The organism is Sporosarcina sp. FSL K6-2383 (assembly GCF_038618305.1).
Classification (GTDB): domain Bacteria; phylum Bacillota; class Bacilli; order Bacillales_A; family Planococcaceae; genus Sporosarcina.
This window is the reverse complement of record NZ_CP152017.1, coordinates 1,176,159-1,200,290: the sequence shown is the minus strand read 5'-3', so window position 1 is coordinate 1,200,290 and position 24,132 is coordinate 1,176,159. Positions and strand designations below refer to the sequence as shown.

Genomic DNA, 24,132 nt, shown 5'->3' with positions numbered 1-24,132 from the left:
AGGCTGAACGAAGAACGGCAGCCTATTATTGATAAAATTAATGAAACTGGACAGTCTATGGTGAATGATATCATTCTTAATAAAATCACAGTTATTGAAAGATACTATGCCAGAATAAAAGATGTGTACGCTGGTGACCCAGATAATTTAACAGATTTCACAAAACAGGACTCGATCGTATTGAATATCCAACGTGCTTGCGAGGCATGTATTGATCTCGCCATGCTTGTATCCGCTGAAAAAAAGTTCGTGATACCCCAAAAGAGTAGAGAAGTCTTCGAGCTACTTCATGCAAATAAAGTAATTCTTGAAGATACCGCTACTAACATGAAGTCAATGGTTGGCTTCCGCAATATCGCAGTTCATGACTACCAAGCTATTAACACTATTATTTTGAAGGAAATCATTGAACATCATTTAGATGACTTCAAATCTTTTACAAAACAGATTCTCGCCTATTGAATCAATTACGTCAAAAACCCTCTCCCTCTGGAAAGGGTTTTACTATTCCAATACATCTAATTGACTTCTTATATAATTCCCCCGTGCTTCAATATAAGTACAAATAAACGCCGGCTCATGATCAAACACGTTCAGATTCTCCTTTACATAAGGGTCCTGTTGCATATAAGGCCTGATTAAATCATGTAATTCTTGTATTTTGGGTTTCAAATAATCTACAGTAAATTTGTTCGTTAAAATATCTTCTAGCAGGTTTTTATAGTGAGTACGAAACGTTTTTATCGCAAGAATTCGTGCCGTAAGCGTATTAAACCCTTGGATTCTTAAATAATCTTCTTCCATGATTTCTCCATCGACATCCCTTCCCCATGTCGCATCATAATCCCACGGAATCATTTCAAATAAGCCGGTCTCCCCATTGCGATACAAGGCATAGTTATGGACAAATCCATCAAAATTTTGGGTGAAAACTACTCCAGCAAGCCAGCGAAGGTATTGCTCGACATTGATGTACTTGACGATTTCGGTTTCAAATTGTTCTTGAGGGAGGGTATTAATCATAAAAATTAGTTCTTGTAAATGAACCTCATCTTGCTCCGAACCATACTTTTTTTCATAGCCAACCAGGAGTGATTCCTTCACTTTGTTATCAAGATCACTCATTAGCGAAAAGTTAGCATCTCCGTCTACTGCATAGAAAATGGCTCCGTTCGGCAATTTTCTATTTCCTAGGAAATATTCATCTACAGACTCTAGCTCCAAATAAAGCCCTTCATTTTTCCCGTTCATCTTTAAAGAAATGAAACGTGCTTTTGGGGATAAACAGCCAATTTCTTCAAAAAAGTCAAAGGATAATTTGTTTCTAAGTAGGGAGGGATCCTTAAATTCGGCATTCCAATGAACTTCTTTTGCTCCTCGAAACATGCTCGGTTTGGAAAAAGTGACACGATATGATTTTTTGCGTAAATCTCGAATATGTGAACCGCGATAGGCTAGGTCAATCGCATATTTCTTTTTACCGATTGTTAGCTTTGCGGTGATTGGATCGTCCTGCCAAATATTTTTTCGTAGTTCATTTCTATCTGAGGGGTGGACAAAGAGCTGATATTCAGGGATTTGCATGTGCAATCATCCTTTTACCGTTTACTGTATGGGTATGAGTAACGGGTATAGGATGCCACTTTTAATTTATCGGCGACGAGTAAGCGATTGTCTCTACCACGTTTAGGACAGCCACGTACCATAGAGAAGGGGAGGAATTTGCTCTTCAAAAGAAGAAAGGAGGTTAGGATATGTCTAATTTTTCTATGGACAATATACAGCGGGCTGTTGACAATGCAAGACGTTCCGGATTAGGGGACTTCCTTTTCCAGGAGCCTTCTAGTAACCGGGGACGTTCGAATCGTTGTCGATGTAGTGAATGTAACCGTCGTCGTACAAGCCGCAGGCGGCAAACTTCTGGCAATCGAAGACCTTCGAATATTAGCCGTTGTACTTGTTGCGTTGCAGGACAATCGAACTCAAATCGCTGTACTTGTCGCGTTTTAGGCCAATCGAATTCGAATCGGTGTACCTCTCGGCGAACGGATCGGAACCGACGAACTTGTAACAATGATAGGCGAACGGACAGAAACCGTTGTAATCAGCGCTGTTGTGGCGGTGTCTTCCGGCGAAATAGTTGGTAACTTGAAATTTGATTGAGGATTGTTAGGTAAGTCGGGATTCAGCAACTTACTTGGCAGTCCTTTTTTTGATGAAGATGGGTTATGGAATAATTGACGATGAATTTCCGGAAACTGAACTACCTATTCGACAAACTCGGCTACCCCGGGACTGAACTGGACTACGAATTTCGAAAACTCGACTACCTCGACGAAACTGAACTACCTATTTAACGAACTCGGCTACCTCGAGACTGAACTGGACTACGAATTCCCAAAACTGGGCTACCCCGGCGAAACTGAACTACCTCGCACCAGAACTAGACAATTGATAAAAAAAGCCCTCCTCATACTTTCACAAGGAAGGCCCATCATTCATATTCTAACTTGCTCTTTCAATGACCGTCTCAAAATTTTACCTGTTGTGTTTTTCGGTAGTTCATCTAAAAATTCAATACGTTTTGGTACTTTGTATTTAGCGAGGCGATCCGCACAGTAGGCGGTTATGGATGCTTCGTTAGCGGTTGCCCCTTCTTTTAGGACGACGAAGGCATGGACAGCTTCTCCGAAATCAACGTCCGGCAATCCGATGACCGCTGCTTCAACGATGTCACTGTGTGCGAATAATACTTCTTCAACTTCACGTGGGTAAACGTTGTAGCCACCTACGATGACAAGGTCTTTTTTGCGATCAACGATGTAGAAATATCCATTCTCGTCACGTCTTGCCATATCACCTGTATACAACCAGCCATCACGAATAGTCACTTCCGTTTCTTCCGGCATTTTGTAGTAACCTTTCATAACGTTTGGTCCGCGTACAATTAATTCACCAACTTCTCCATCAGGCAATTCTTCCCCAAGCTCGTTCACAATTTTGTTTTCAACATTGATAATCGATGTTCCAATTGATCCTGGAATCCGCTCTCGATCTAGTGGATTGAAGCAAGTAACAGGTGATGCTTCGGACAAGCCGTACCCCTCTGAAATGCGCACATCGAATTTCTCCTCGAAATTATGGAGCAAGGCGACGGGTAATGATGATCCACCCGAGATAGCTATGCGAACCGATTTGAAATCTTCCGGGTTACTATCTGGGAATTGGTATAAGAAATTGTACATTGTCGGTACTGCTGCAAATATCGTTGCTTGTTTTTCTTTGACGAGACTGAAAATATCCGCTGGTGAAAAACGTGGTGCGAGTAAAATCGTTGCCCCTTTTACAAGGGGTGCATTGACGACTACCGTTAGGGCAAACACATGGAATACCGGTAGTGTAGCCACAATGCGATCACTTTCCGAGTAATCTAAGTAATCTGCGACGTCACGTGCGTTGGAATATAAGTTATCGTGTGTCAACATTGCACCCTTTGGACGTCCTGTTGTCCCAGACGTATACAAAATGACAGCGGTTTCATTTTTATCTACATCAATTGGCTCGACACCCGATTTCCCTGCTGCAATAAGTTGTGTGAATGAACGAACTTTCGCCTTCACTGCTTTAGGTAGCGCAGCTATTTTCGCGGGTGTTTCAGGAACTGTTTCGCAAATTACATAATGCTTAACAGTTGGGAATGCCCCGGCTGCCTGTTCCACAAGCGGCAATAAAAGATCGAGTGCAATCACTGCCTTCGCGTCACTGTTATGTATAATGTACGAGATTTCGTCTGGTGTATAAATCGGGTTTACCGGTACTGCCGTTGCCCCAATTTTCATTGTCGCATATAACGCAATTAGAAAATGCGGCGTGTTGCCAAGTAAAAACGCGACATTGTCACCTTTTTCAATACCTAAACTTTGTAATGATGAAGCAAACATCGAAACCGATTGGTCAAACTCGGCATACGATGTATCCTTTCCCATGAAGTGATAAGCAATTTTTCCAGGTTGTGTCGTTGCGGTCTCGTGCACACGTGAAACTAAATTCATGTAGTCAGCCCCTTATCAAGTTCAATGAATGACTATTCATTCATCTATCGTAATCATTATATAAGAAAAGTTCTGATAATACAATACTAGAATAAGATGAACTTCTGATTTTCATATCTGACGAGATTTCTTATTCCAACATACTAAATAAGCACCAAGGAGTCACCCCGGTGCTTTAATATGCGCTAAATAGCGCCAGCGAATTAAATAAAAGTAACAAATTTGCATCAGTGTAAAGCCGGCCATAACAATCACCAATTCTTTAACAATCGAAATTTCTGCAAGCTCATCCCAGATAACTTGTAGCGATAGAAATGCAAATGAACTATGCACAAATGCTACACCCCATGGGAAAAAAAACTGGGGAATTAATTGGCGATTGACGATTGTTTTGAATTCTCGATCTGTGATTCCCATGCGCCTAAGTACATCAAACTGTTTTCGATCGCGTTCAAGAGAGGTATACAACCTGAAATAAATAAAGCTACCTGCCGCCAAGAAAAATACAGCTGCTAATAGTAAACCGATGAATAACAACAATGAAAAAGTTGTGCGGATGACTGAATAATTCAAGCCGGGATTGATGAATGAGTACGGTAACGAGACAGACTCATCTGAGAGAAATGGTTCTGTATTTGCAGCGTCAATAGATAGCCCGATCTCCTTAGTCTCCTGCCACTTAGGCACATTGAAGGCGTAATAAGCAAAAGTCTCTAACCCCTCCGTCATCACCGTTTCAAATACTTTATCGTAATCTATATCATTTAAAACAATGGCATTTTGGGCGATGGAATACGATGAAAACAAATGATAAGGGTATGCTCCGTCAATATTGACCATCACTTCACTTTCTTCAAGGAGCGTTCTTACTACCCGGCCATTTAGCTGATCATAGGCGGCTATAGATGGTGGCAGGAATAATGCCTCTCCTTCTGCCAATACCATCGGAGGTTTGTCAAATGACTGCGCCAGCATATTGACGTTGGAAAGTTTCAATATCGCAACGTTATTTGCGGTGAATGAAGATGTCTGTTGCAATACTTGGAAACGAATAAGTGAGTAGTCAATACGATCGGTTTTCAATTCATTCACTAGCTGTTCGATATGCTGACGTTCTAATGCATTATCTTGTTCACTTTTATAAATAAGACCAAGCGGATGCATTTCACGATATTGTGAGGCGAATGAGGTCAGCGAAGCTAACAGACCCACTGACATGAACGCGATTGTCGACACCATCGTCACAATGAAAAACATTCGTGCATTTTCACGGAGTCGGACAACTCCCTCCGATATCGACAGTAGCCAAAAATGATGCCAGTATATTTTTTTTCGTTTACGAATTGTATGTAACAGCAATGGCAAAGAATCTGTGAAAAAGTAAAAGGTACCAATTGCCGCCAGGGGTGGTAAGAAAAACGACAGACCAATGACGATTGAATTCGTTGTAGTTGCCGCCATAATATATGCCGCACCTAAACAAAAAAGTCCCAAATAACCACGGCTCTTCGAATAACCATACGCCCCTTGGTTCCCCGCCTCTCCCTGTATTAAATCAGCTACTTCCCCTGTTCGAATAAACACCGGAGCAATAAATGAAATCAGGACAAACAAGCTCATAAATGCACCAATCGTCAGTGCAAATGGCTGCCATGAAAAATAAAGTGGTAGGGCCGGTAAAAGCACGATTTCACGGACAATCATAAAGAAAAACTTAGAAAACATATAGCCAAGAAATGTCCCAGCGGCAATCGACCCCAACCCGATAAACATCGTTTCAGTAAAGATCAAACGATTTAACTGACGCTTAGCCATGCCTAAATGGAGTAAAATACCGAATTCTTTTGACCGAGCCTGTAAAAATGCCCGCATTGAATAAAATAAGAAAAACACCGTAAAAATATACAAAATGATTTCTGCAGCACCCATTCCTGTAATGGCGATTTCCTGTATAAATCTATCCTCAATGGAAGGGTGAAACAGAAGCATCGAATACAAAAAAAACACCATGACAGAAAAAACACTCGCCATGAAAAAAGCGGCGTAAATGCGGCGATTGCGAACGACGTTACGGTAAGCGAACTGACGAAAGGTCATTGACATTCCCTCCGAGAAGCGACAAGACGTTTAAAATACGTTGAAAAAACGTCTGACGTCTTTCATCTTTATAAATTTCATTGAAAAATTCGCCGTCTTTTATGAACAGCACACGGTCACAATAACTAGCCGCAATCGGATCATGCGTAACCATTATGACAGTTGTACGCTCCATTTTATTAATTTGACTCAGCAGTTCAAGGACATCCTTTGCCGATTTCGAATCCAGATTTCCTGTTGGCTCATCCGCAAGAATAATTTTTGGTCTATGGATTAAAGCACGCCCAATCGCCGTTCGCTGCGCTTGTCCTCCCGATAACTCATCCGGTCGTCTATTCAAAATTCCTGTCAAATGAAGGCGTTTTGAAAATTCTACAATCCGTTTTTCCATTTCCTGAACAGGAATGCCATCCAACGTCAGCGGCAATACAAGATTTTCTTCCACCGTTAGCATTTGAAGAAGGTTAATATCTTGAAAAACAAAGCCTAAATTACGCCGTCTGAATAAAGCTAACTCATTTTGTCCCAAAGCTTCCGGCTCAATCCCATTAATGGTCAAGCGTCCATAGGTTGGCACGGTAATCGTTGAAATTAAATTCAACAGCGTTGTTTTCCCACTGCCAGAAGGTCCCATCACCGCAACAAACTCCCCTTCTTCAACTTCAAAGTCAAGACGGTTCAGTGCTCGGTGCATCACTTTCCCTTCGTAAATCTTCGTCACTTCCGTCAATTCCACGATTGCATTCCGCGTCATCTACTTCACCCGCTTCTTCATTCTTAAAGAGGACCGTCACCGCCGTCCCCTTGCCAAGCTCTGATTCAATCGCTAGCCGATGTCCTAATCTGCCACATACTTCCGATGCGATATACAGCCCCATTCCCGTTGACTCGCCTGTTAACCGCCCATTTTCACCCGTGAAAAATGCTTTCGTCACGCGGTTCAAATCTGAAGAAGGGATGCCAATTCCCTCATCACGAATCACGAGCTGTATTCCTTTCTCTGTATGAGATGCTGTTAAATGGACTTTCTTTCCTTGCTCGAATGTATATTTCACCGCATTGGTAATGAACTGCCCAATGACGATATTCAACCATTTTACATCTGTGGCAACCGTAAATTTCTCGTCGATTGAAATAACAGGGAACACACCATTGGTGATAAACAAACGCTTATGCTCTGTAATTATTTCCTGGACAACCGTTTTTAACACAACTCGCTCAATTTGCATATCCTGTTCAAACGTTTCAAGTCGTGCATTAACAAGCACTGAATCGAGTCCGCGTCGCAATTTGTCGATTTCTTCATTGAGGCTATCGCGATCCAAGTCATCCTGTTCCTGTAACAGTAATCCCATGACTGAAATGGGTGTTTTCATCTGATGGACCCACTGATTCATAAAATGGAGCTGTCGATGTTGAGACGCATATAGCTGCTGCACCTCATTTTGGTACAACCTGTACAATTCACGTGTAAAATCTGCCGTTTGTTTATGTTCTGGTGCTTGAGCATGACGGATTAAAGCGTCCTCCATCTTATCCGGCTTGAGTGTAATGGCCGCGTAAAAGGATCGTCTCATGATAAATTTTCCGACCAAATACCCCGCGGTTAACAGCATGCTCATACTAATGGCGTAAATACCCGTATTGAGGTTGCGAAAGCCGTCTAGCCAGTACAACAGTAAAATAAATAACACGAGTAGCATTTGAAATAATAGAAACGATAGATGTTCTTTCAAAAAAAATATGAACTTATTCATGACTCCTCCGGCGCTAATATGAAACGATATCCTGCACCACGCACAGTTTCAATAGACGACTGGATATCGTAATCAGCCAATTTTTTTCGCACACGCGTCATATTTACATTTAATGTGTTTTCATCAACGAAGGATTGATCGTCCCATAGTTCTTCCAATAACTTTTCACGTGATACAACTTTAGGTGCTGCTTCAATGAGTAGCTCCAAAATGACACATTCTTTTTTTTGCAAAGGAACAATGGTGTTACGCACCTGTAACTCCATCCGCTCGATATATAAATTTAGCACTCCAGCCTTCATCGTCCGTTCGGATTGGTTCGGTGCGTATTCGCCAAAGGTCCTGCGTAAATGACTTCTTATTTTTGCAAGGACGATTTCATAGTGAAAAGGTTTCGTGATGAAATCGTCTCCGCCATTTTCTAACGCGAATACTTGGTCCATGTCACCGGATCGTGCCGAGATGAATAAGATAGGACATGTGGTATGTTGGCGAAGCTGACGACACCAATAATAGCCGTCATAAGAAGGCAGATTGATATCGAGTAAAATAAGGTGTGGATCGAATGCCAAGCACTCTTCTGTGACACGTTCAAAATCTTCAACAATGGCGACGTCATATTGATATTTCCTTAGTGTATCTGCTAACAGTTGCGCAATTTTCCGATCATCTTCAACAATAAAAATACGGTGGTTTACCATCTGTTCAGTCCCCCTTCACAGTTATTTTTAGTATAACGTAGAATTCACTGTTACGCTCGAGTAACGGGACTCGTAGCATTTCAGCAAAACTAAACAACGCTCGCACAACTAAGCAACGTTTTTCGTAAAGGTCACAACGTTCCACCCGAACTAGACAACGCTTTCGCTGAACTTAACAACGTTTCAGCAAAACTAAACAACGTTCGCACAACTAAGCAACGTTTTTCGTAAAGGTCACAACGTTCCACCCGAACTAGACAACACTTTCGCTGAACTTAACAACGTTTCAGCAAAACTAAACAACGTTCGCACAACTAAGCAACGTTTTTCGTAAAGGTCACAACGTTCCACGCGAACTAGACAACGCTTTCGCTGAACTTAACAACGTTTCAGCAAAACTAAACAACACTCGCACAACTAAGCAACGTTTTTCGAAAAGGTCACAACGTTCCACGCGAACTAGACAACGCTTTCGCTGAACTTAACAACGTTTCAGCAAAACTAAACAACGTTCGCACAACTAAGCAACGTTTTTCGAAAAGGTCACAACGTTCCACCCGAACTAGACAACACTTTCGCTGAACTTAACAACGTTTCAGCAAAACTAAACAACACTCGCACAACTAAGCAACGTTTTTCGAAAAGGTCACAACGTTCCACCCGAACTAGACAACGCTTTCGCTGAACTTAACAACGTTTCAGCAAAACTAAACAACGTTCAACTCACAATCCACAATAAAAAGAAGCCCAACACGTAGTCAGGCTCCTCCTTATCCATCAATAAATCAATTGCAGAAACTCTTCCTTCGTAATACCGCCAAGATAGGTTGGAATATCAAGCGTAGCCAATGCCTCACTCATGGATTGTCTATCGTACTGGACACCTTTCAAACTTCCCTCGATGACAGCTACTTCTCCAACACCGAAGAAATCACCGAAAATGTTGACGTTTTCAATGATGCCTTTATTAACATCTAGTCGAACGTCTAAGCCGCCAACTGGGAAGCGATGCGAATGCTGCATGTTGAACTTCGGTGATTTCCCATAGTTCCAATCCCAGTTCGCATAACGCTCTGCAGATAACGCATGGATGTTAGCCCAATCTTCGTCTGTCAGCTCCATATACTGAATTTTTTCTTCTCCGCCAAAAATCGATTTCAATATATTCAAGCGAAACTGCTCAATCGTCATCGACTCAGTGAGAAACTCCGTAATATTAGCTACACGACTACGAATCGATTTAATGCCTTTCGATTCAATCTTGTCCTTCCGCACTTTAAGCGCCGAAACAACTCGCTCGATTTCAGTGTCAAACATCAGCGTTCCGTGACTGAACATGCGACCATTCGTTGAGAACTGTGCATTCCCAGAAATTTTGCGCCCCTCGACTAAAATATCATTACGGCCTAGTAATTCCGCTTTCACGCCCATTTCAGCAAGTGCTTGAACGACGGGCTCCGTAAACTTCTTAAAATTCCGGAATGATTCACCATCATCTTTTGTAATGAAGCTGAAATTCAAATTGCCAAGGTCATGATAGACGGCTCCTCCACCCGATAGACGACGAACAACATGAATACCATTCGCCTCCACATATTCTGTATCAATCTCCTCAATCGTGTTCTGATTTTTCCCAATGATGATGGACGGCTCGTTAATATAGAACAGCAAAAAGGATTCTTTTTCTATATCCATATTTTTCAGTGCATACTCCTCAATTGCCAGGTTGATGCGTGGGTCAGTAATTCCTTTGTTATCAATGAAATACATGTAAATCGCTCCTCACTTAAATAGACTCTTATTTATTTTATCTGAAAAGTACTGAAATGTATTGACATTTGATTATCTGTTATAATACACTACTAATAACGAATCGAGTACTAGTACAAATTGAAAGGGGAGAATGAATGATGATTGAAAACGTTATCGAGTTTTTTTAGAAAACTCGGCGATTGCCGAGCCTTTAGGCGACAGCAGAACCGTAGTTGCCCTTATAAGGTCATCAACGAACTTATACTTTCTGACGTTACAAAAACCTACCTGTCAAAGTTTGTACGTCTTGTGGGAAAGAAATTGAAGAACAGCATGAATGCTACGGCAACAAATGCGATTATTGCAATATAGTATGATTTTTTTCGCAACACCTGTACTATTACAACATAAATCATCTAAACAGTACTAATACAACCTGAAAGAGGTGAACACACTATGATCGAAAACGTCATCGAGTTTTTCAAAAACCTTCCTGCTAAAGTATGTACGTCTTGCGGAAAAGAAATTGACGAGCAGCATGAATGCTACGGCAACAAATGCGACTCTTGCAATATTTTATGAATTTAAATATATCAATTACGCTTCGGCGTAATTGCGTCTAGATTTTGAATCGAGCCTGCTCGATTAACTCCCTTCAAAATCTATGACATCCGCCGGAGGCTTTATATTTGTTCAGCGAGCGTTTGGACACCCACTGAACAATAGTGACTAAATCACATTCATCTTTCCACCTATAAACGTAAAGTGTTCCGCTGAACGAATATAAAACAGCCGCAAATATTTTCTGCGGCTGTTTTTGTATTTATCTGTAGCTGTATCATTCACTCAAAATAATTCATCCATAATTTCTCTCACTGCAGCTCGTCCCTGATCGATACAATCCGGTAAACCGACGCCATTATAGGAAGCACCTGCTAGTTTCACGTGTGGAAACTTCGCTTGTAGCTCGGTCCTCGCTGCCTCAATACGTTGTTTGTGCCCGACTCGATACTGCGGTCTGTCTTTTTTCCAACGCGTCACAATTGTGAAATCTGGATTGCCCGTAATGTTAATAATTTTACTCAGATCAGCAAGAACAATTTTTTCGATTTCAGCATCTGGTAAATCCACAATCGCCTCTTCACCGACGCGCCCGACAAATGCACGAATCAGCACTTTTCCTTCTGGCGTTGATGTAGGCCATTTACGATGTGTCCACGTACATGCTGTAATCGAATAATCACTATTTCTTGAAACGAGAAAACCAGTTCCTTCCTTGTCCTGTACAACAGATGACGCTGGAAATGCTAGTGCAACTGTTGCAACAGATGTGGTCGGAATTTGCCCAAGATCCTGTAACAGACCATGCGGTGCAAATAAGTGGCTTGCCATTTCGTGACCCGTCGTCAAAATAACGGCATCTGCTTCAACTTTACGACCATCATTCAAGTCAATTATCGTCTTATTCCCTACCGACTCGATTGCCTCGGTTCGCACGCCCTTCATAACAGACCCCGGCTCAAGTTGTTGTTCAATGGCTTCGACTAACGTTTCAAGCCCATTCCGGAATGTATGGAAGACGCCTTCCTTTTTCGTACTATGACTATTCTTCTGTGGCAATTGTCTGGGTGTCGTTTTTTTCATGCCTAAAATGAGACTACGATGTTTTTTCTCCACTTCGTAAAACTGTGGAAATGTCGATTGCAGGCTCATATGGTCAATATCTCCTGCGTAGACGCCTGACAATAACGGCTCGATTAGATTATCCACGATTTCCCCGCCGAAACGCCGACGGAAAAAGCCACCCAATGACTGATCACCTTGTATAGCAGAACGCGGAAGGACGAAATCGCCAGCCGCACGAATTTTACCTGCCCAAGAAAATAGACCTGTCTTCAAAAACGGAGTGATTTCTGTTGGAATTCCCATTACGGAACCACCCGGAATCGGATGCAATACACCATTAACGAATACATATGCCTGTCCTGTTGCATTTTTCACAAGCTGGTCTTCAATACCTAGATCCTCAGCTAGCAATCCGACACTTTTTTTACGGATTAAAAATGAATCCGGACCACGTTCAATGACAAAGCCATCACGTCGCACCGTCTGGATTTTACCGCCAAGACGGTGCGACGCTTCGATCAGAAGTACATCGAGTGGAAGTCCTTTTTCACGCGCTTCTTTTTGCATATAAAATGCCGCAGAGAGGCCCGTAATCCCTCCCCCGACGATTACTACCTTTTTGTTTTGTTCGTCCATAGTCCATCATCACTTTCTTGTACGGATTTTATGCTTCCTTCATTTTATCAAACACAGCATCCACCATTGCATCGACGAATAGTGGGTCGACATTCGGCATTGCTGGACGATAATAAGAAGCACCGATATCATCACAAACAACTTTACATTCATAATCATTGTCATATAACACTTCGAGATGGTCGGAAACGAAGCCAACCGGTGTATAGACAAATGTGTTATAGCCTTTGTCGGTATGCAAGGCGCGTGTCAAATCTTGAACATCTGGACCAAGCCAAGGTTCTGGTGTCTGTCCTTCACTTTGCCAGCCGACTTCGTAGTTATCCACGCCAGCTGCAGCGGCAATTAAATCAGCCGTTTCTTTCAACTGGTCCGCATACGGATCACCGTTCGCTAAAATCTTTTCTGGTAATGAATGCGCTGAAACAATCAGGCAAGCAGCTGCCCGTTGTTCTTCACTCATGCTGTCAAACGTCCCCCGAACTTGCCCCACCCAAAAGTCAATAAACTTCGGCTGCTTGTACCAGCTTTCCACTGATGTAATGGTCATGCCATGCTTGTCAGCTTCTTCTTTTACACGTCCGTTATACGATTTGACGGAAAACGTTGAGAAATGAGGTGCCAATACGATTGATACCGCTTCTTTAATGCCATCTGCATGCATTTTTTCTACTGCATCTTCGATAAATGGTGCGATATGCTTTAATCCGATATAAACTTTAAATTCAATGTCGTCCTGCACTTCATTCAAACGATGACAAAGCGCATTGGCTTGGTTTTCAGTAATTTTGGCAAGCGGTGAAATTCCACCAATCGCCGCGTACCGATTGCGTAAATCCTCTAATTGTTCAGGTGCCGGCGGGCGACCATGTCGGATATGTGTATAATACGATTCAATATCCTCTTCCTTATTCGGAGTCCCGTAAGCCATTACTAACAGTCCCATTTGTTTCTTTGTCATCAACTTCACCTCATCAGTTTATTTACGTAGTTGTGCACTATAACTATGAATAAATTCAGTAAGCTTTTTCAATGTTGCTGGTTTAACATCTGGGAAGACGCCGTGGCCCAAGTTAAAGATATGGCTACCATGCTCTACGCCTTGCTCGATAATAACCTTCGCACGTTCTTCGATAATATTCCAGTCAGCCAATAGCATTGACGGATCTAGATTACCTTGCAACGGCTTCGTCATGCCACGCTCGCCCGCTTCCTTGATAGACAAACGCCAGTCCAGTCCTACAACGTCTACTGGAAGGTCATGCCATTCATTAGCCAAGTGACTCGCACCTACACCGAATGTGATGAGTGGAACGTTCAATTTACGCAGTTCTGTGAAAATACGTGTCATTACTGGTTTAATGAAAATCCGGTAATCCGCAACATTCAAAGCGCCTACCCATGAATCAAAAATTTGAATCGCTTTCGCACCTGCTGCCACTTGTGCAGTAATATACGTAATCGTCATATCTGCCAACTTGTCCATCAAGGCGAACCATGCCTCAGGCTCGGATACCATGAATGACTTTGTCAGGTTATAACTTTTCGAAGGTCCACCTTCAATCATATAACTCGCAAGCGTGAATGGAGCTCCTGCAAAACCGATAAGTGGCACATTCAACTGCTCTTTCGTCAATATTTTTATCGTTTCCAAAACGAATGGAATATCGTCCTGAGGTGATAAATCACCGAGATTATGGACATCTTGAACAGTACGGATTGGGTTAGAAATCACTGGCCCAACACCCGCTTTGATCTTCACATCCACACCAAGGCCTGGTAGAGGTGTTACGATGTCTTTATAAAGAATCGCTGCATCGACATTATATTGATCAACCGGAAGCTTCGTTACATAAGCACAAAGCTCAGGCTGATGCGTGATTTCTTCCAATGAATATTTCTCTTTAATTTTCAAGTATTCAGGTTGTGAACGTCCTGCCTGCCTCATGTACCAAACAGGTGTGTGCTCAATTTTTTCGCCACGGGCGGCGCGGAGCAGTGTATCGTTAAATTGTGTCATTTAATCTGTCCCTACTTTCTTATATGTTGGTATTTCCCTATTACATATCCATACTCAAATATAGACGTTTAGCTAGGCTAAGTATAGCGTTTAGCCCGACTTGTCATCAAATTGTACGTCTTTGTTCATGCATTGCCATCATTTCGTCAATGTTTGTTAACTTGCTTCAGTTGAAGCAAGTTAAACCGAGGTGTAATTGATTAACTTTCTGTAAAGAGGGAAAATGTATGAGTAGGAACAAACAATTTAAATCCTAAGGAGGGGTTTTACATGTATATTTTCACAACATCTGGCACAACCACATTTATGGAGTCCTTAAGGGATAAGCATCCTCAAGAAAGGATGATTGCCATGCATGCTGGTGCGAATTCATTGTTATTGCATGAAACAACTGGTAAAACCGTTTTCCAAACACCGCGCCGCTATGAAGTCATCGGCTCTTCCGGCACACTCAATGATGTCGGCTATTTTGTATGGAATCACATTCCTGTCACAGATGAAGGGCGTCCTATTTTCGAGCATCATTTTAAAGAGCGAACGCATACACTTGATACCGAGCCTGGCTTTATCGCATTTCGCCTTCTACGCCCACTTAATTCTGACACATATATCGTCATGACGGAATGGTCTGCTAGCACGTATTATACGAGATGGAAAAATGCAGCCCCCCATCATGAACAATATTTAACGGGACATGCAATCCCTGGTGTCGACAACAACCCCCATATTTTCACAAGTGCAGCTTCTGTCACAAGCTACATCGCTAAATCGAAGGAAGACAATGCATAACCTGCTTCTACCGTCCATTGCTCCCTATTAAATGTTTGGTATAATAGAAGAAAAACATTTTAAGGGGCTGTCTGGTATGAAGGAGCAACTGTTTGAAAAGTTGGATAGTGCGTTTGAGGATATGATCGTAATACGCCGCCATCTTCACATGCATCCTGAGTTATCCTTTAAAGAAGAAAAGACTGCACAGTATATTTATGATTTCTATGCTGATCTTGGTGTAGACGTGCAAATGGGCGTTGGTGGAAACGGTGTAGTTGCACGTGTTAAGGGAGGTAGACCAGGGAAAACGGTTGCACTTCGCGCTGATTTTGATGCACTACCTATTCAAGATGACAAAGACGTGCCTTATAAATCGACTGTCCCCGGCGTTATGCATGCTTGCGGTCATGATGGACACACTGCGACGTTACTTCAAGTAGCAAAAGCAATTCACGAATTACAAGAGGTCCTTACTGGGGAGTATGTTTTCATCCATCAACATGCCGAAGAATATGCGCCAGGTGGTGCTATTTCAATGATTGCAGATGGTTGCCTTGATGGGGTTGACGTCATTTTCGGCACCCATCTTTGGTCATTGACACCTTCTGGAACAATTGAATATTTGGCAGGACCTGTTATGGCAGCAGCAGATCGCTTTACGATTGCGATTCAAGGTAGCGGCGGTCATGGGGCAGCCCCACACCAAACCAAAGATGCTATCGTCATCGGCGCACAGCTCGTTATGAATTTGCAACAGCTTGTCGCTCGGCGCGTCAATCCGATTGACTCCGCCGTGTTATCTATCGGCTCATTTGTTGCGGACAATGCATTCAATGTCATTGCAGATTCTGCAACACTTGGTGGCACAGTTCGTTCATTCAACCCGAAGGTTCGTGACTTAATGGAGCTTGAGATGAAGCGCGTCGTTGATGGAACTGCATTTGCTCATGATTGTACAATCGACTTTCACTATTATCGCGGCTATCCTGCCGTTGTTAACCATGCTACTGAAACCGACTTTCTAAAAACAGTCGCTGAAACCGTTCCAGGTGTTCAAGCAGTTGTCGAATCGACACCCCAAATGGGTGGCGAAGATTTTGCTTATTATCTAGAAAAAGTACCCGGCACATTTTTCTTCACAGGTGCAAAGCCAGCCGAACCCTATCCGCATCACCATCCGAAATTCGATTTCGATGAAAACGCCATGCTTATTGCGGCAAAAACGCTTGGCGCCGCTGCCTTGGATTATCAGCACTAACCTAACGACCTTCCCTCTTCATCCGAGCGGAAGGTTTTTTAGTATACTTTTATAATCTGACCGCCGCTCAAACTATGCTAAAAGACCTTATTTAGATATTAGTCGGAATTATCCATTTAAAGGTTGCTTTATTAATTTTCTGACTTATAATGATAATTGTACAATACAAGCATAGGAGGTATAAATATGAAAAAAAGGAATTCAGTTGTAAATTATATCATCTCTTTCGACACATTTATGCTACAACCTGTAACTGTAGGAGAGATGATCTCAACCCGTGTCATTGAACGAAATCGTGAATTTAACATCTCCAAAAAGCCCATTCACATCGTCAGGAAATCCTGTGACTATTATGGAAGCTCATTGCAAAATTCAGTGAACATCGCAAAAATCGCTTTAGGTAATCATCATAAAACGCCAATTATCGTTGCTCACGATTTTGGTATACCTTATATCTTCCTACCTACAATGTCACCTACTTCCGAACAAAATGTTTGGATTTCGTACCACGCAATTACCCGAATAGAACCTGATGATTTAGGATGTATTATCCATTTGGAAAATAATCGTACCTATAAAGTAAATATTTCAGCCGCAACGATGTATCGACAGTTTTCATTTTGTAGTCTTCTTGAAAAAGACTTTGCCAAAAAGCAAAAACAATTAAACAGACCTTCTCCCTATGATGATTTCGATGATGAATGATAGCGGCTGTTATCCAGCCATCGCAAAATAGACACTTAACAATTCTTCTGTCCGGTTACGTAAGCGAACGTTCAAATAACGTCTGTGTTCTTCATAGCCACCATACATGAATATATATTCTGTAAATGTATCGTCTGTCTGGCTACGAACAACCTTCATATTATGACGTCGCAAATAGATGCTTGTATCTTTTAGTTCAGCACGTATAAGCTTCGTTGCCTGATTGACGAGCTTAACATAAGGTCCTTTCAATTTGAAAGGGCCTTTTTCAAATGAATTTCGATCCCGTTCTAAAATAATAATAAGCATCGGCAAGTAAATCATATTCTCAAAATGCGGCAATGCCTCTGCAGGTATTAAAGGCATAATCATTCCTCCCCTAAACGGAACACTAGTTCTATTTATTGTATGCCCGAACTCAGTATTTATCAACCTCCAAATTATAGAAATGACATCACGTCTGCGGATTATCCATTTACTCACATAAATTGTAGCTAAGTAAAGGCTTGAGAACTTCATTTCCACTGGACTATTTTTGGTTTGCTTTCGGCAAAATTATTCATGACCTCATTACCGAGGAGCGAGTGTGTTTAGAAAGTAGTACCTCCTAAAATAACAATGGGGAAGACCATAACGAAAGATTCAGCCGCCAAAATTGCGTCTTTGGCGGCCCTCTTCAGTTAAAAAGCCCTCTATTCCCTCATACCCAAAAGCATTGGTACTTCATTTATCTGCGTTTTTGGAGGGAGACGGATGAACGACTACCAACGATTATCGAAAATATGAATAGGAATGCGGCGAAGTCGCACCCCTATTCATAAAAACAGCACGGTTATTGTATAGAAGTTGTTCAATCCAAAGTGGACCAAAAACGATTGAATATAAAGCGCCTAGTGTTTAATTAAAGTATTTATAGGTTAATCAACAGGCGTAAAATGAAATAGTAACAACCATCAAAAAAAGACTTCCAGCCATTTTAGCTAGAAGTCTCATGTCTATTTATTCTTTAGGCCCATCAGGAATATGATGGACAGATGTTATTTTCCATTCTCCATCTTCCTTTACAAACACAGTCACTTGTCGACCACTTGGGTTCGTTTCAAGACCAGTAGACAATTGCTTATAGGACATCTTCATATTTGAAAATACCTGAGCTTCCTTAGCCGAATACTTTACAATCGTGACGTTTGATACTTCGTAATTAAGACTGTATTCACTAAACTGCTCTTCCATGAAAACACGTTCTTCCTCAAGATCATAAGCATCCTTCGACAGCATAGCCAAATGCGCATCTACCTCCTGCTCATTCAATGTTGTGATATACGTATCGAATGCAGCCAGAAGCTGTTCTTTCTCTTCTACCGGTATATCCGCCGCCTCTTCTATTTCGCCACCTAACATATTGAAGCCCACCTGCTTATCGTCTACGCCATGGTCGATCGCCCCATACCCGGCTGTCGTCTCACCATCATCGACTGATCCTGAGTTAGGAGAAGCTGTTCCCTCATCCTTACTGCATGCGCCTAGTAGCAATAGCACCGACATTACTGTAAATATAATGATTTTCTTCATTTTCTTCCTCCTTAGAAAAATACAGAATGAAAGGGCTCTTCCAAGACGGAAGGCCCTTTCATTTCATTCGATTTGGACTACTTCACTTCAACCCAACCGTTTTTAATCGCCGTGACAACTGCTTGTGTTCTGTCATTAACAGCCATCTTTTGTAAGATACTAGACACATGATTTTTAACCGTTTTTTCAGAAATGAACAGTGTCTCTCCGATTGTCCGGTTACTCTGTCCGTCTGTCAACAGCTGCAGCACTTCACACTCACGTTTTGTCAGTAAGTGGAAGGGACGACGAATATCATTTTGTTGGAATGACCCTTTATGTTCACGTTCGCTCAAACGGCGAAACTCGCTTACAAGATTATGTGTTACTTTCGGGTGAAGGTACGAACCACCTGCTGCGACTACTTTAATCGCTTGGACAATTGCATCTGCATCCATCTCTTTGAGCATATACCCGAGTGCTCCCGTTTTTAGTGCGTGAGACACGTAAGATTCATCATCATGAATCGACAGCATGATTACCTTGGCATCCGGAAAATCTTTAATCAACTCTTCCGTTGCTTCTACACCATTCATGCGTGGCATGTTAATATCCATCAGAACGACGTCCGGCTCGAATTGCGCATAAAGCCCTTTTACTTCGCTTCCGTCATCCCCTTCAGCAACAACTTCAAAGGAATTTTCAAAATCGAGAATACGTTTTACCCCTTCACGGAATAACTGGTGGTCATCTACAATTAAAATTTTCGTCATATTCATTTCCTCCCATTTATGTCTAATTAGCAATTATTTCTTCTCGCAGTGGAATTCGGAAATAGATAATTGCTCCATTTCCAATTGTCGAAGTAATTGACATCTCACCTTTTAGTAATTCTATCCGTTCTCGCATTCCAATCAAGCCGAACGACTTATCTTTCACTTCATTTTGGTCGAACCCTTGTCCACTATCCTTGATGATAATATTCATTATATCTCGAAGCCATTCGACTTTCACCCAAATATCCTTCGACTTTCCATGTTTTAGTGCATTTGACACAGATTCTTGCACAAGCCGGAAAATCGACACTTCAAAGTCAGTCTTAAAGCGCAGCTCTCGACCACTATTTTGGAAATGAATTTCAACGTCTTTCTCATATTCCTCTACTGTCGATAAATACTTTTTCAGCGTAGGAATCAACCCAAGATCGTCAAGTGCCATTGGACGAAGATCATAAATGATACGACGGACCTCATAAAGTGCCCCCCTTACCATCTCCTTCAGGTCTGCCAATTCAAGCAGTGCCAATTCCGGTCCTTTTTCGACAAATGTCTTTTCAATCAAGCCCGAACGGATCATTACATTAGCTAACATTTGTGCAGGGCCATCATGAATATCGCGCGAAATCCTTTTACGCTCCTCTTCTTGAGCCTGAATAATACGAATGCCGAATTCTTGTTTGTGTCTAGCTGTTTCCAACGCTTCTCCAACATCCTTCAAGTCCATATTCAGATAGTTAATGACCGTTGTCACTTGACCAACAAGGTGATTGGCCCGTTCAATCGTAACTAAAAGTGCGTTCAGGCGCCTGTCCAACTCGTCCCGACGAATACGTAGCTGCTTCTCTTCCATTTGGTTAATGGACAGCTTCACCAATAAATCATTCGCTACTTCATATGCTTCCCTAACTTGTGCCTCTGAGTAATTAGTAAAATTTTTCGAAACATCGGCAAGTCTTAAACGGGAATTGCGGGTCATACTCTCCAAATAATCACCTTCAGTTATTACACGGGAAATATCAACCCTAACTTCGGCTAACTCTTTTTGCATGTCTTCAAAGCTTTTACGACTCTGTTCACTTATAATGAAAATATCATTCTTCGATTGATCCATTACCCGGACCATGCTGTTGAAGATTGTTTCAAGCGTTTGGATATCGATTGCATTTTCTTTCATATTTATTCCCTCCCGCCTGGAAAGCCATACAATACCATGAGAAGTGTTGTAAGTACAATGAATACCCTACACACTTCATTTAGTATATCATCATAATAGCTATTAAATATTATAATTGTATTACAAGTGATGGAGGTGTCGCAAATGCGAGCAGATTATTACACAGTAAAAGCATACGGGGAAAGTGAATTGATCATCCAAAAGTCCAAATTTCTAACCTATGTAAAGCGGGTAGAAACCGAGCAGGAAGCCGTTAACTTCATCCAAGACATCAAAAAAATGCATCATACAGCAAACCATAATTGTTCGGCCTATATGATTGGCGAGCATGATAATATCCAAAAGGCGAATGACGACGGCGAACCGTCTGGCACAGCAGGTGTCCCTATGCTAGAGGTATTGAAAAAACAAGGATTGAAGGATACGGTTGTCGTCGTGACACGCTATTTTGGAGGTATCAAGTTAGGCGGTGGTGGACTCATTCGTGCATACGGCCGCGCAACGACAGAAGGTATTGCCTCTACAGGCACGATTTTGCGAAAATTACACGAGCTCATGAAAGTAACAATTGACTATACATGGCTCGGTAAGGTCGAGAACGAGGTTAGACAATCTGCCTACCCACTAAAAGAAATTAGCTATGCAGATGGTGTCGATCTTTTTATGTATGTCCCTCACACCGAAATTGAGCACTTCACAGCTTGGATGACTGAGTTAACAAACGGACAAGCTACTATTTCCTCGTTTTCTAGCGAATTTCTCGAATTCGAAATTTGAAATAGTATACGTTTTACGAGGATGATAGTATAATGAAAAAGGTTGTAGTTTTTTGTCTACTAATACTTCGCACCTCGTAACTTTGTCATATTTTGTAATTGATGACAATAATCTGTGACCTAAATGATTAGCTATGAAGATAAGTGATTGCATAGCCAATTCCGGAGGAACATTGAAATGAAAAGAAAAGACTATAAAAAACAGAAAAAATCGTCGAATAAATATCTAGTCATTAAAGTTTTAGTACTTCTGACATTTTCACTTTTCGTAGTTGTCGTAGCCTATGGCGCCTCACTACAGAAAAAAGCTCTGTACGCGGCTGACCAAGCTTACGAACCCGTTCCCGACAGACCAAAATCTGTCGTCCGTGAAGAAAAAGTCGAACCTGAACAAGATAATGTATCCGTCTTATTTATCGGGGTGGATGATAGTGAACAGCGACACCAAGGTGATAGCAATAGTCGATCCGATGCGCTACTTTTTGCTACATTAAACAAAGAAGACAAATCAGTAAAGCTTGTCAGTATTCCACGTGATTCTTATGTGTACATCCCTAAAGTAGGATACCGCGATAAAATTACACATGCACATGCGTTTGGAGGAACGAGCGCAACGATTGACACCATTGAAGGATTATTTGATGTTCCAGTCGATTATTACGTAAAAATGAATTTTAACGCTTTTATTGATGTTGTCAATGCACTTGGCGGCATCGAGGCTGAAGTCCCTTACAATCGAACTGAGAAGGACGAAAATGACAAGTATACAATCCACCTAAAAAAAGGATTGCAGCATCTAGATGGTAAGCACGCTTTGGCATTAGCCCGAACGCGCAAACTTGATACGGACGTTGAACGTGGTAAACGTCAACAAATGATTTTACAAGCGATTATGAAACAGGCTGTATCTGTCAAGTCGATTACGAAGTACGGCGATGTGATTGAAGCAGTCGGTGATAATATGAAGACAGACATGACATTCGATGAAATGAAATCATTTTTGGATTATGCCAAAGGTGGTATGCCGCAAGTTGACACGTTTAGCTTAAAGGGCTTTGATGATATGTCGACAGGCATTTATTATTGGAAGCTCGATGAAACCTATTTAGATGAAGTTACGCAGGTGCTACAAACTCATTTAGAGCTTACTCCTGACTCTTCTAGTCTCACTGACGGTCGATCAAACTCGACCGACTCGATGGACGAAGCCCTAGAAGGCTCTTATAATGACTAAAAAAGTACTAGGCCACATTGCCTAGTACTTTTTTTTATGAATTCTTGTCATGAAGTTAAAAAATCCGACCATACTACCTGAATGAGTTAGGTAGTGGTCGGATTTTAACTTGATTCACAAGTTAAGTCTCCTCGCGGATGTCACAACTTTTGAATTGCACCAAGTCGTAGTTGATTTTTATTTATCTGCCAATCATACGGACAAGGTTTAGTAACGGTCGGTAATTTGTACCCGCAAGTCCAATCACTTCGACAAATAGTTCAATGGCAATGAGCATCACAACAATGAGTAAGATTGCTCCCCATACTGTCGCTTGTGAAAAGAGAATTGCCGCAACACCGAATAGAACGGCCAGTCCATAAATAACCAATACTGTTTGTCTATGAGAAAATCCTACGCGTAGCAGACAATGGTGTAAATGCGATTTATCTGGTGCCATAATGGGTTGCTTTGTACGTATACGACGGACAATCGCAAAAAATGTATCAGAAATTGGAACACCTAGCAAAATAATTGGGATAACGAGTGCAACGACAGTAATATTTTTAAATCCTAATAAAGCCAAGACCGAAATCATAAAACCAAGGAACAACGATCCCGTATCACCCATAAAAATTTTCGCAGGATGAAAATTATAAAACAAAAATCCTAATGAACTTGCTGCAAGAATTGAAGCTGTTGCAATAACGAAAACGTCTCCCATGATTATCGCCATGACTGTCATTGTAATAAGCGCAATCGTGGAAACACCCGCTGCCAGTCCATCCAAACCATCAATCAGATTGATGGCATTCGTAATACCAATAATCCAGATAATTGTAATTGGGATACTTAAATAACCAAAATCAAACTGGCCGATAAACGGTAAGTTAATGTACTCAATTTGTAGACCGCCCCAAGAAACAACGACAATCGCCGCCGTCAGTTGACCGGCTAGTTTTATTTTCGCAGTAATTTCAAACATATCATCCAAAAATCCGGTTACAATAATAATGAGGGCGCCGATGAGAATGGCAGTAGAGTGATCATCTACCGGCCTCAATATGAAATAACCAATTAGGAATGCACCAAATATCGCAAGGCCACCAATACGTGGCATAGCAGATGCATGTACTTTCCGGTAGTTTGGATGATCGACCGCTCCGATTCGGAATGCTAATTTTATAACAAGCGGAGTAAGTATTACAGAGGCTACAAAAGCAGCAGCCATCGCAAGGAATAACATGTCCTTCCTCCCTAAGTA

General features: G+C 41.7%; 22 protein-coding genes and 1 pseudogene. 8 read left to right on the top strand and 15 right to left on the bottom strand.

Annotated features, from left to right (window positions below; all coding sequences use genetic code 11):
- The first annotated feature begins 57 nt into the window (after window positions 1-57).
- A complete protein-coding gene (locus MKZ10_RS06005; RefSeq protein ID WP_342510044.1) occupies window positions 58-462 on the top strand; it encodes a DUF86 domain-containing protein in 405 nt (134 codons plus the stop codon).
- Between the two features lie 42 nt (window positions 463-504).
- On the opposite strand, the gene MKZ10_RS06000 is transcribed toward MKZ10_RS06005, so the two are convergent.
- From MKZ10_RS06000 to MKZ10_RS05970, 7 genes are all read right to left on the bottom strand, one after another.
- Window positions 505-1,584: a CotH kinase family protein gene (locus MKZ10_RS06000; RefSeq protein ID WP_342508795.1), complete on the bottom strand. Its 1,080-nt coding sequence runs from the start codon at window positions 1,582-1,584 to the stop codon at window positions 505-507.
- Between the two features lie 914 nt (window positions 1,585-2,498).
- Window positions 2,499-4,052 (bottom strand): fatty acid--CoA ligase family protein, encoded by a 1,554-nt coding sequence (locus MKZ10_RS05995; RefSeq protein ID WP_342508793.1) that lies wholly within the window; start codon window positions 4,050-4,052, stop codon window positions 2,499-2,501.
- Between the two features lie 162 nt (window positions 4,053-4,214).
- Window positions 4,215-6,149, bottom strand: a complete 1,935-nt coding sequence (locus MKZ10_RS05990; protein ID WP_342508791.1) for an ABC transporter permease — start codon at window positions 6,147-6,149, stop codon at window positions 4,215-4,217.
- The gene (locus tag MKZ10_RS05985) at window positions 6,121-6,903 is read right to left on the bottom strand and encodes an ABC transporter ATP-binding protein (protein ID WP_342508789.1); all 783 of its coding nucleotides are present in this window, start codon (window positions 6,901-6,903) and stop codon (window positions 6,121-6,123) included. The genes MKZ10_RS05990 and MKZ10_RS05985 overlap by 29 nt, the downstream gene beginning before the upstream one ends.
- Complete coding sequence (locus MKZ10_RS05980; protein ID WP_342508787.1) at window positions 6,818-7,906, bottom strand: sensor histidine kinase; 1,089 nt, start codon at window positions 7,904-7,906, stop codon at window positions 6,818-6,820. Before MKZ10_RS05980 ends, MKZ10_RS05985 begins: the two co-directional genes overlap by 86 nt.
- Window positions 7,903-8,607: a response regulator transcription factor gene (locus MKZ10_RS05975; protein WP_342508785.1), complete on the bottom strand. Its 705-nt coding sequence runs from the start codon at window positions 8,605-8,607 to the stop codon at window positions 7,903-7,905. The genes MKZ10_RS05980 and MKZ10_RS05975 overlap by 4 nt, the downstream gene beginning before the upstream one ends.
- Window positions 8,608-9,384: 777 nt before the next feature.
- Window positions 9,385-10,377, bottom strand: coding sequence for a lipoate--protein ligase (locus tag MKZ10_RS05970; protein WP_342508783.1), 993 nt, complete (start codon window positions 10,375-10,377; stop codon window positions 9,385-9,387).
- Window positions 10,378-10,634: 257 nt separating this feature from the next.
- Between MKZ10_RS05970 and yhfH (MKZ10_RS05965) the strand changes: the two are divergent.
- Window positions 10,635-10,736 (top strand): annotated as a pseudogene (yhfH, locus tag MKZ10_RS05965) (protein YhfH); the annotation flags it as partial.
- A 79-nt stretch (window positions 10,737-10,815) separates the two neighbouring features.
- Complete coding sequence (gene yhfH / locus MKZ10_RS05960; RefSeq protein ID WP_203245910.1) at window positions 10,816-10,941, top strand: protein YhfH; 126 nt, start codon at window positions 10,816-10,818, stop codon at window positions 10,939-10,941.
- A 264-nt stretch (window positions 10,942-11,205) separates the two neighbouring features.
- Here the strand turns inward: yhfH (MKZ10_RS05960) and hemY are convergent, their stop codons facing one another.
- The 3 genes from hemY to hemE are packed head-to-tail and all read right to left on the bottom strand — an operon-like array spanning window position 11,206 to window position 14,641.
- On the bottom strand, window positions 11,206-12,621 hold the full coding sequence (gene hemY / locus MKZ10_RS05955; protein ID WP_342508778.1) for a protoporphyrinogen oxidase: 1,416 nt from the start codon (window positions 12,619-12,621) through the stop codon (window positions 11,206-11,208).
- Between the two features lie 28 nt (window positions 12,622-12,649).
- Window positions 12,650-13,582: a ferrochelatase gene (gene hemH, locus MKZ10_RS05950; protein WP_342508776.1), complete on the bottom strand. Its 933-nt coding sequence runs from the start codon at window positions 13,580-13,582 to the stop codon at window positions 12,650-12,652.
- A gap of 18 nt (window positions 13,583-13,600) precedes the next feature.
- Window positions 13,601-14,641, bottom strand: a complete 1,041-nt coding sequence (hemE, locus tag MKZ10_RS05945) for a uroporphyrinogen decarboxylase (RefSeq protein WP_342508774.1) — start codon at window positions 14,639-14,641, stop codon at window positions 13,601-13,603.
- A 270-nt stretch (window positions 14,642-14,911) separates the two neighbouring features.
- On the opposite strand from hemE, the gene MKZ10_RS05940 reads away from it, so the two are divergent.
- The 3 genes from MKZ10_RS05940 (at window position 14,912) to MKZ10_RS05930 (ending at window position 17,375) form a co-directional block, all read left to right on the top strand.
- Window positions 14,912-15,430 carry an antibiotic biosynthesis monooxygenase gene (locus tag MKZ10_RS05940; protein WP_342508773.1) on the top strand — a complete coding sequence of 173 codons (519 nt, stop codon included), beginning with the start codon at window positions 14,912-14,914 and terminating at the stop codon, window positions 15,428-15,430.
- A gap of 76 nt (window positions 15,431-15,506) precedes the next feature.
- The gene (locus MKZ10_RS05935) at window positions 15,507-16,670 is read left to right on the top strand and encodes a M20 family metallopeptidase (protein WP_342508771.1); all 1,164 of its coding nucleotides are present in this window, start codon (window positions 15,507-15,509) and stop codon (window positions 16,668-16,670) included.
- 186 nt (window positions 16,671-16,856) lie between these two features.
- Window positions 16,857-17,375: a competence protein ComK gene (locus tag MKZ10_RS05930; RefSeq protein WP_342508769.1), complete on the top strand. Its 519-nt coding sequence runs from the start codon at window positions 16,857-16,859 to the stop codon at window positions 17,373-17,375.
- A 9-nt stretch (window positions 17,376-17,384) separates the two neighbouring features.
- Here MKZ10_RS05930 and MKZ10_RS05925 read toward each other — a convergent pair whose 3' ends face one another.
- From MKZ10_RS05925 to MKZ10_RS05910, 4 genes are all read right to left on the bottom strand, one after another.
- Complete coding sequence (locus MKZ10_RS05925) at window positions 17,385-17,741, bottom strand: hypothetical protein (protein WP_342508767.1); 357 nt, start codon at window positions 17,739-17,741, stop codon at window positions 17,385-17,387.
- A 633-nt stretch (window positions 17,742-18,374) separates the two neighbouring features.
- Window positions 18,375-18,947: a nuclear transport factor 2 family protein gene (locus MKZ10_RS05920; protein WP_342508765.1), complete on the bottom strand. Its 573-nt coding sequence runs from the start codon at window positions 18,945-18,947 to the stop codon at window positions 18,375-18,377.
- A 77-nt stretch (window positions 18,948-19,024) separates the two neighbouring features.
- A complete protein-coding gene (locus MKZ10_RS05915; RefSeq protein WP_342508763.1) occupies window positions 19,025-19,699 on the bottom strand; it encodes a response regulator transcription factor in 675 nt (224 codons plus the stop codon).
- A 22-nt stretch (window positions 19,700-19,721) separates the two neighbouring features.
- Window positions 19,722-20,879 (bottom strand): histidine kinase, encoded by a 1,158-nt coding sequence (locus tag MKZ10_RS05910; RefSeq protein ID WP_342508761.1) that lies wholly within the window; start codon window positions 20,877-20,879, stop codon window positions 19,722-19,724.
- Window positions 20,880-21,023: 144 nt separating this feature from the next.
- Here MKZ10_RS05910 and MKZ10_RS05905 point away from each other — a divergent pair, with 144 nt between their 5' ends.
- Both MKZ10_RS05905 and MKZ10_RS05900 read left to right on the top strand, forming a co-directional pair.
- Window positions 21,024-21,656 carry a YigZ family protein gene (locus tag MKZ10_RS05905; RefSeq protein WP_342508759.1) on the top strand — a complete coding sequence of 211 codons (633 nt, stop codon included), beginning with the start codon at window positions 21,024-21,026 and terminating at the stop codon, window positions 21,654-21,656.
- 177 nt (window positions 21,657-21,833) lie between these two features.
- On the top strand, window positions 21,834-22,889 hold the full coding sequence (locus MKZ10_RS05900; protein ID WP_342508757.1) for an LCP family protein: 1,056 nt from the start codon (window positions 21,834-21,836) through the stop codon (window positions 22,887-22,889).
- A gap of 181 nt (window positions 22,890-23,070) precedes the next feature.
- Here MKZ10_RS05900 and MKZ10_RS05895 read toward each other — a convergent pair whose 3' ends face one another.
- Window positions 23,071-24,114, bottom strand: a complete 1,044-nt coding sequence (locus MKZ10_RS05895; protein WP_342508755.1) for an MraY family glycosyltransferase — start codon at window positions 24,112-24,114, stop codon at window positions 23,071-23,073.
- Window positions 24,115-24,132: the final 18 nt, after the last annotated feature.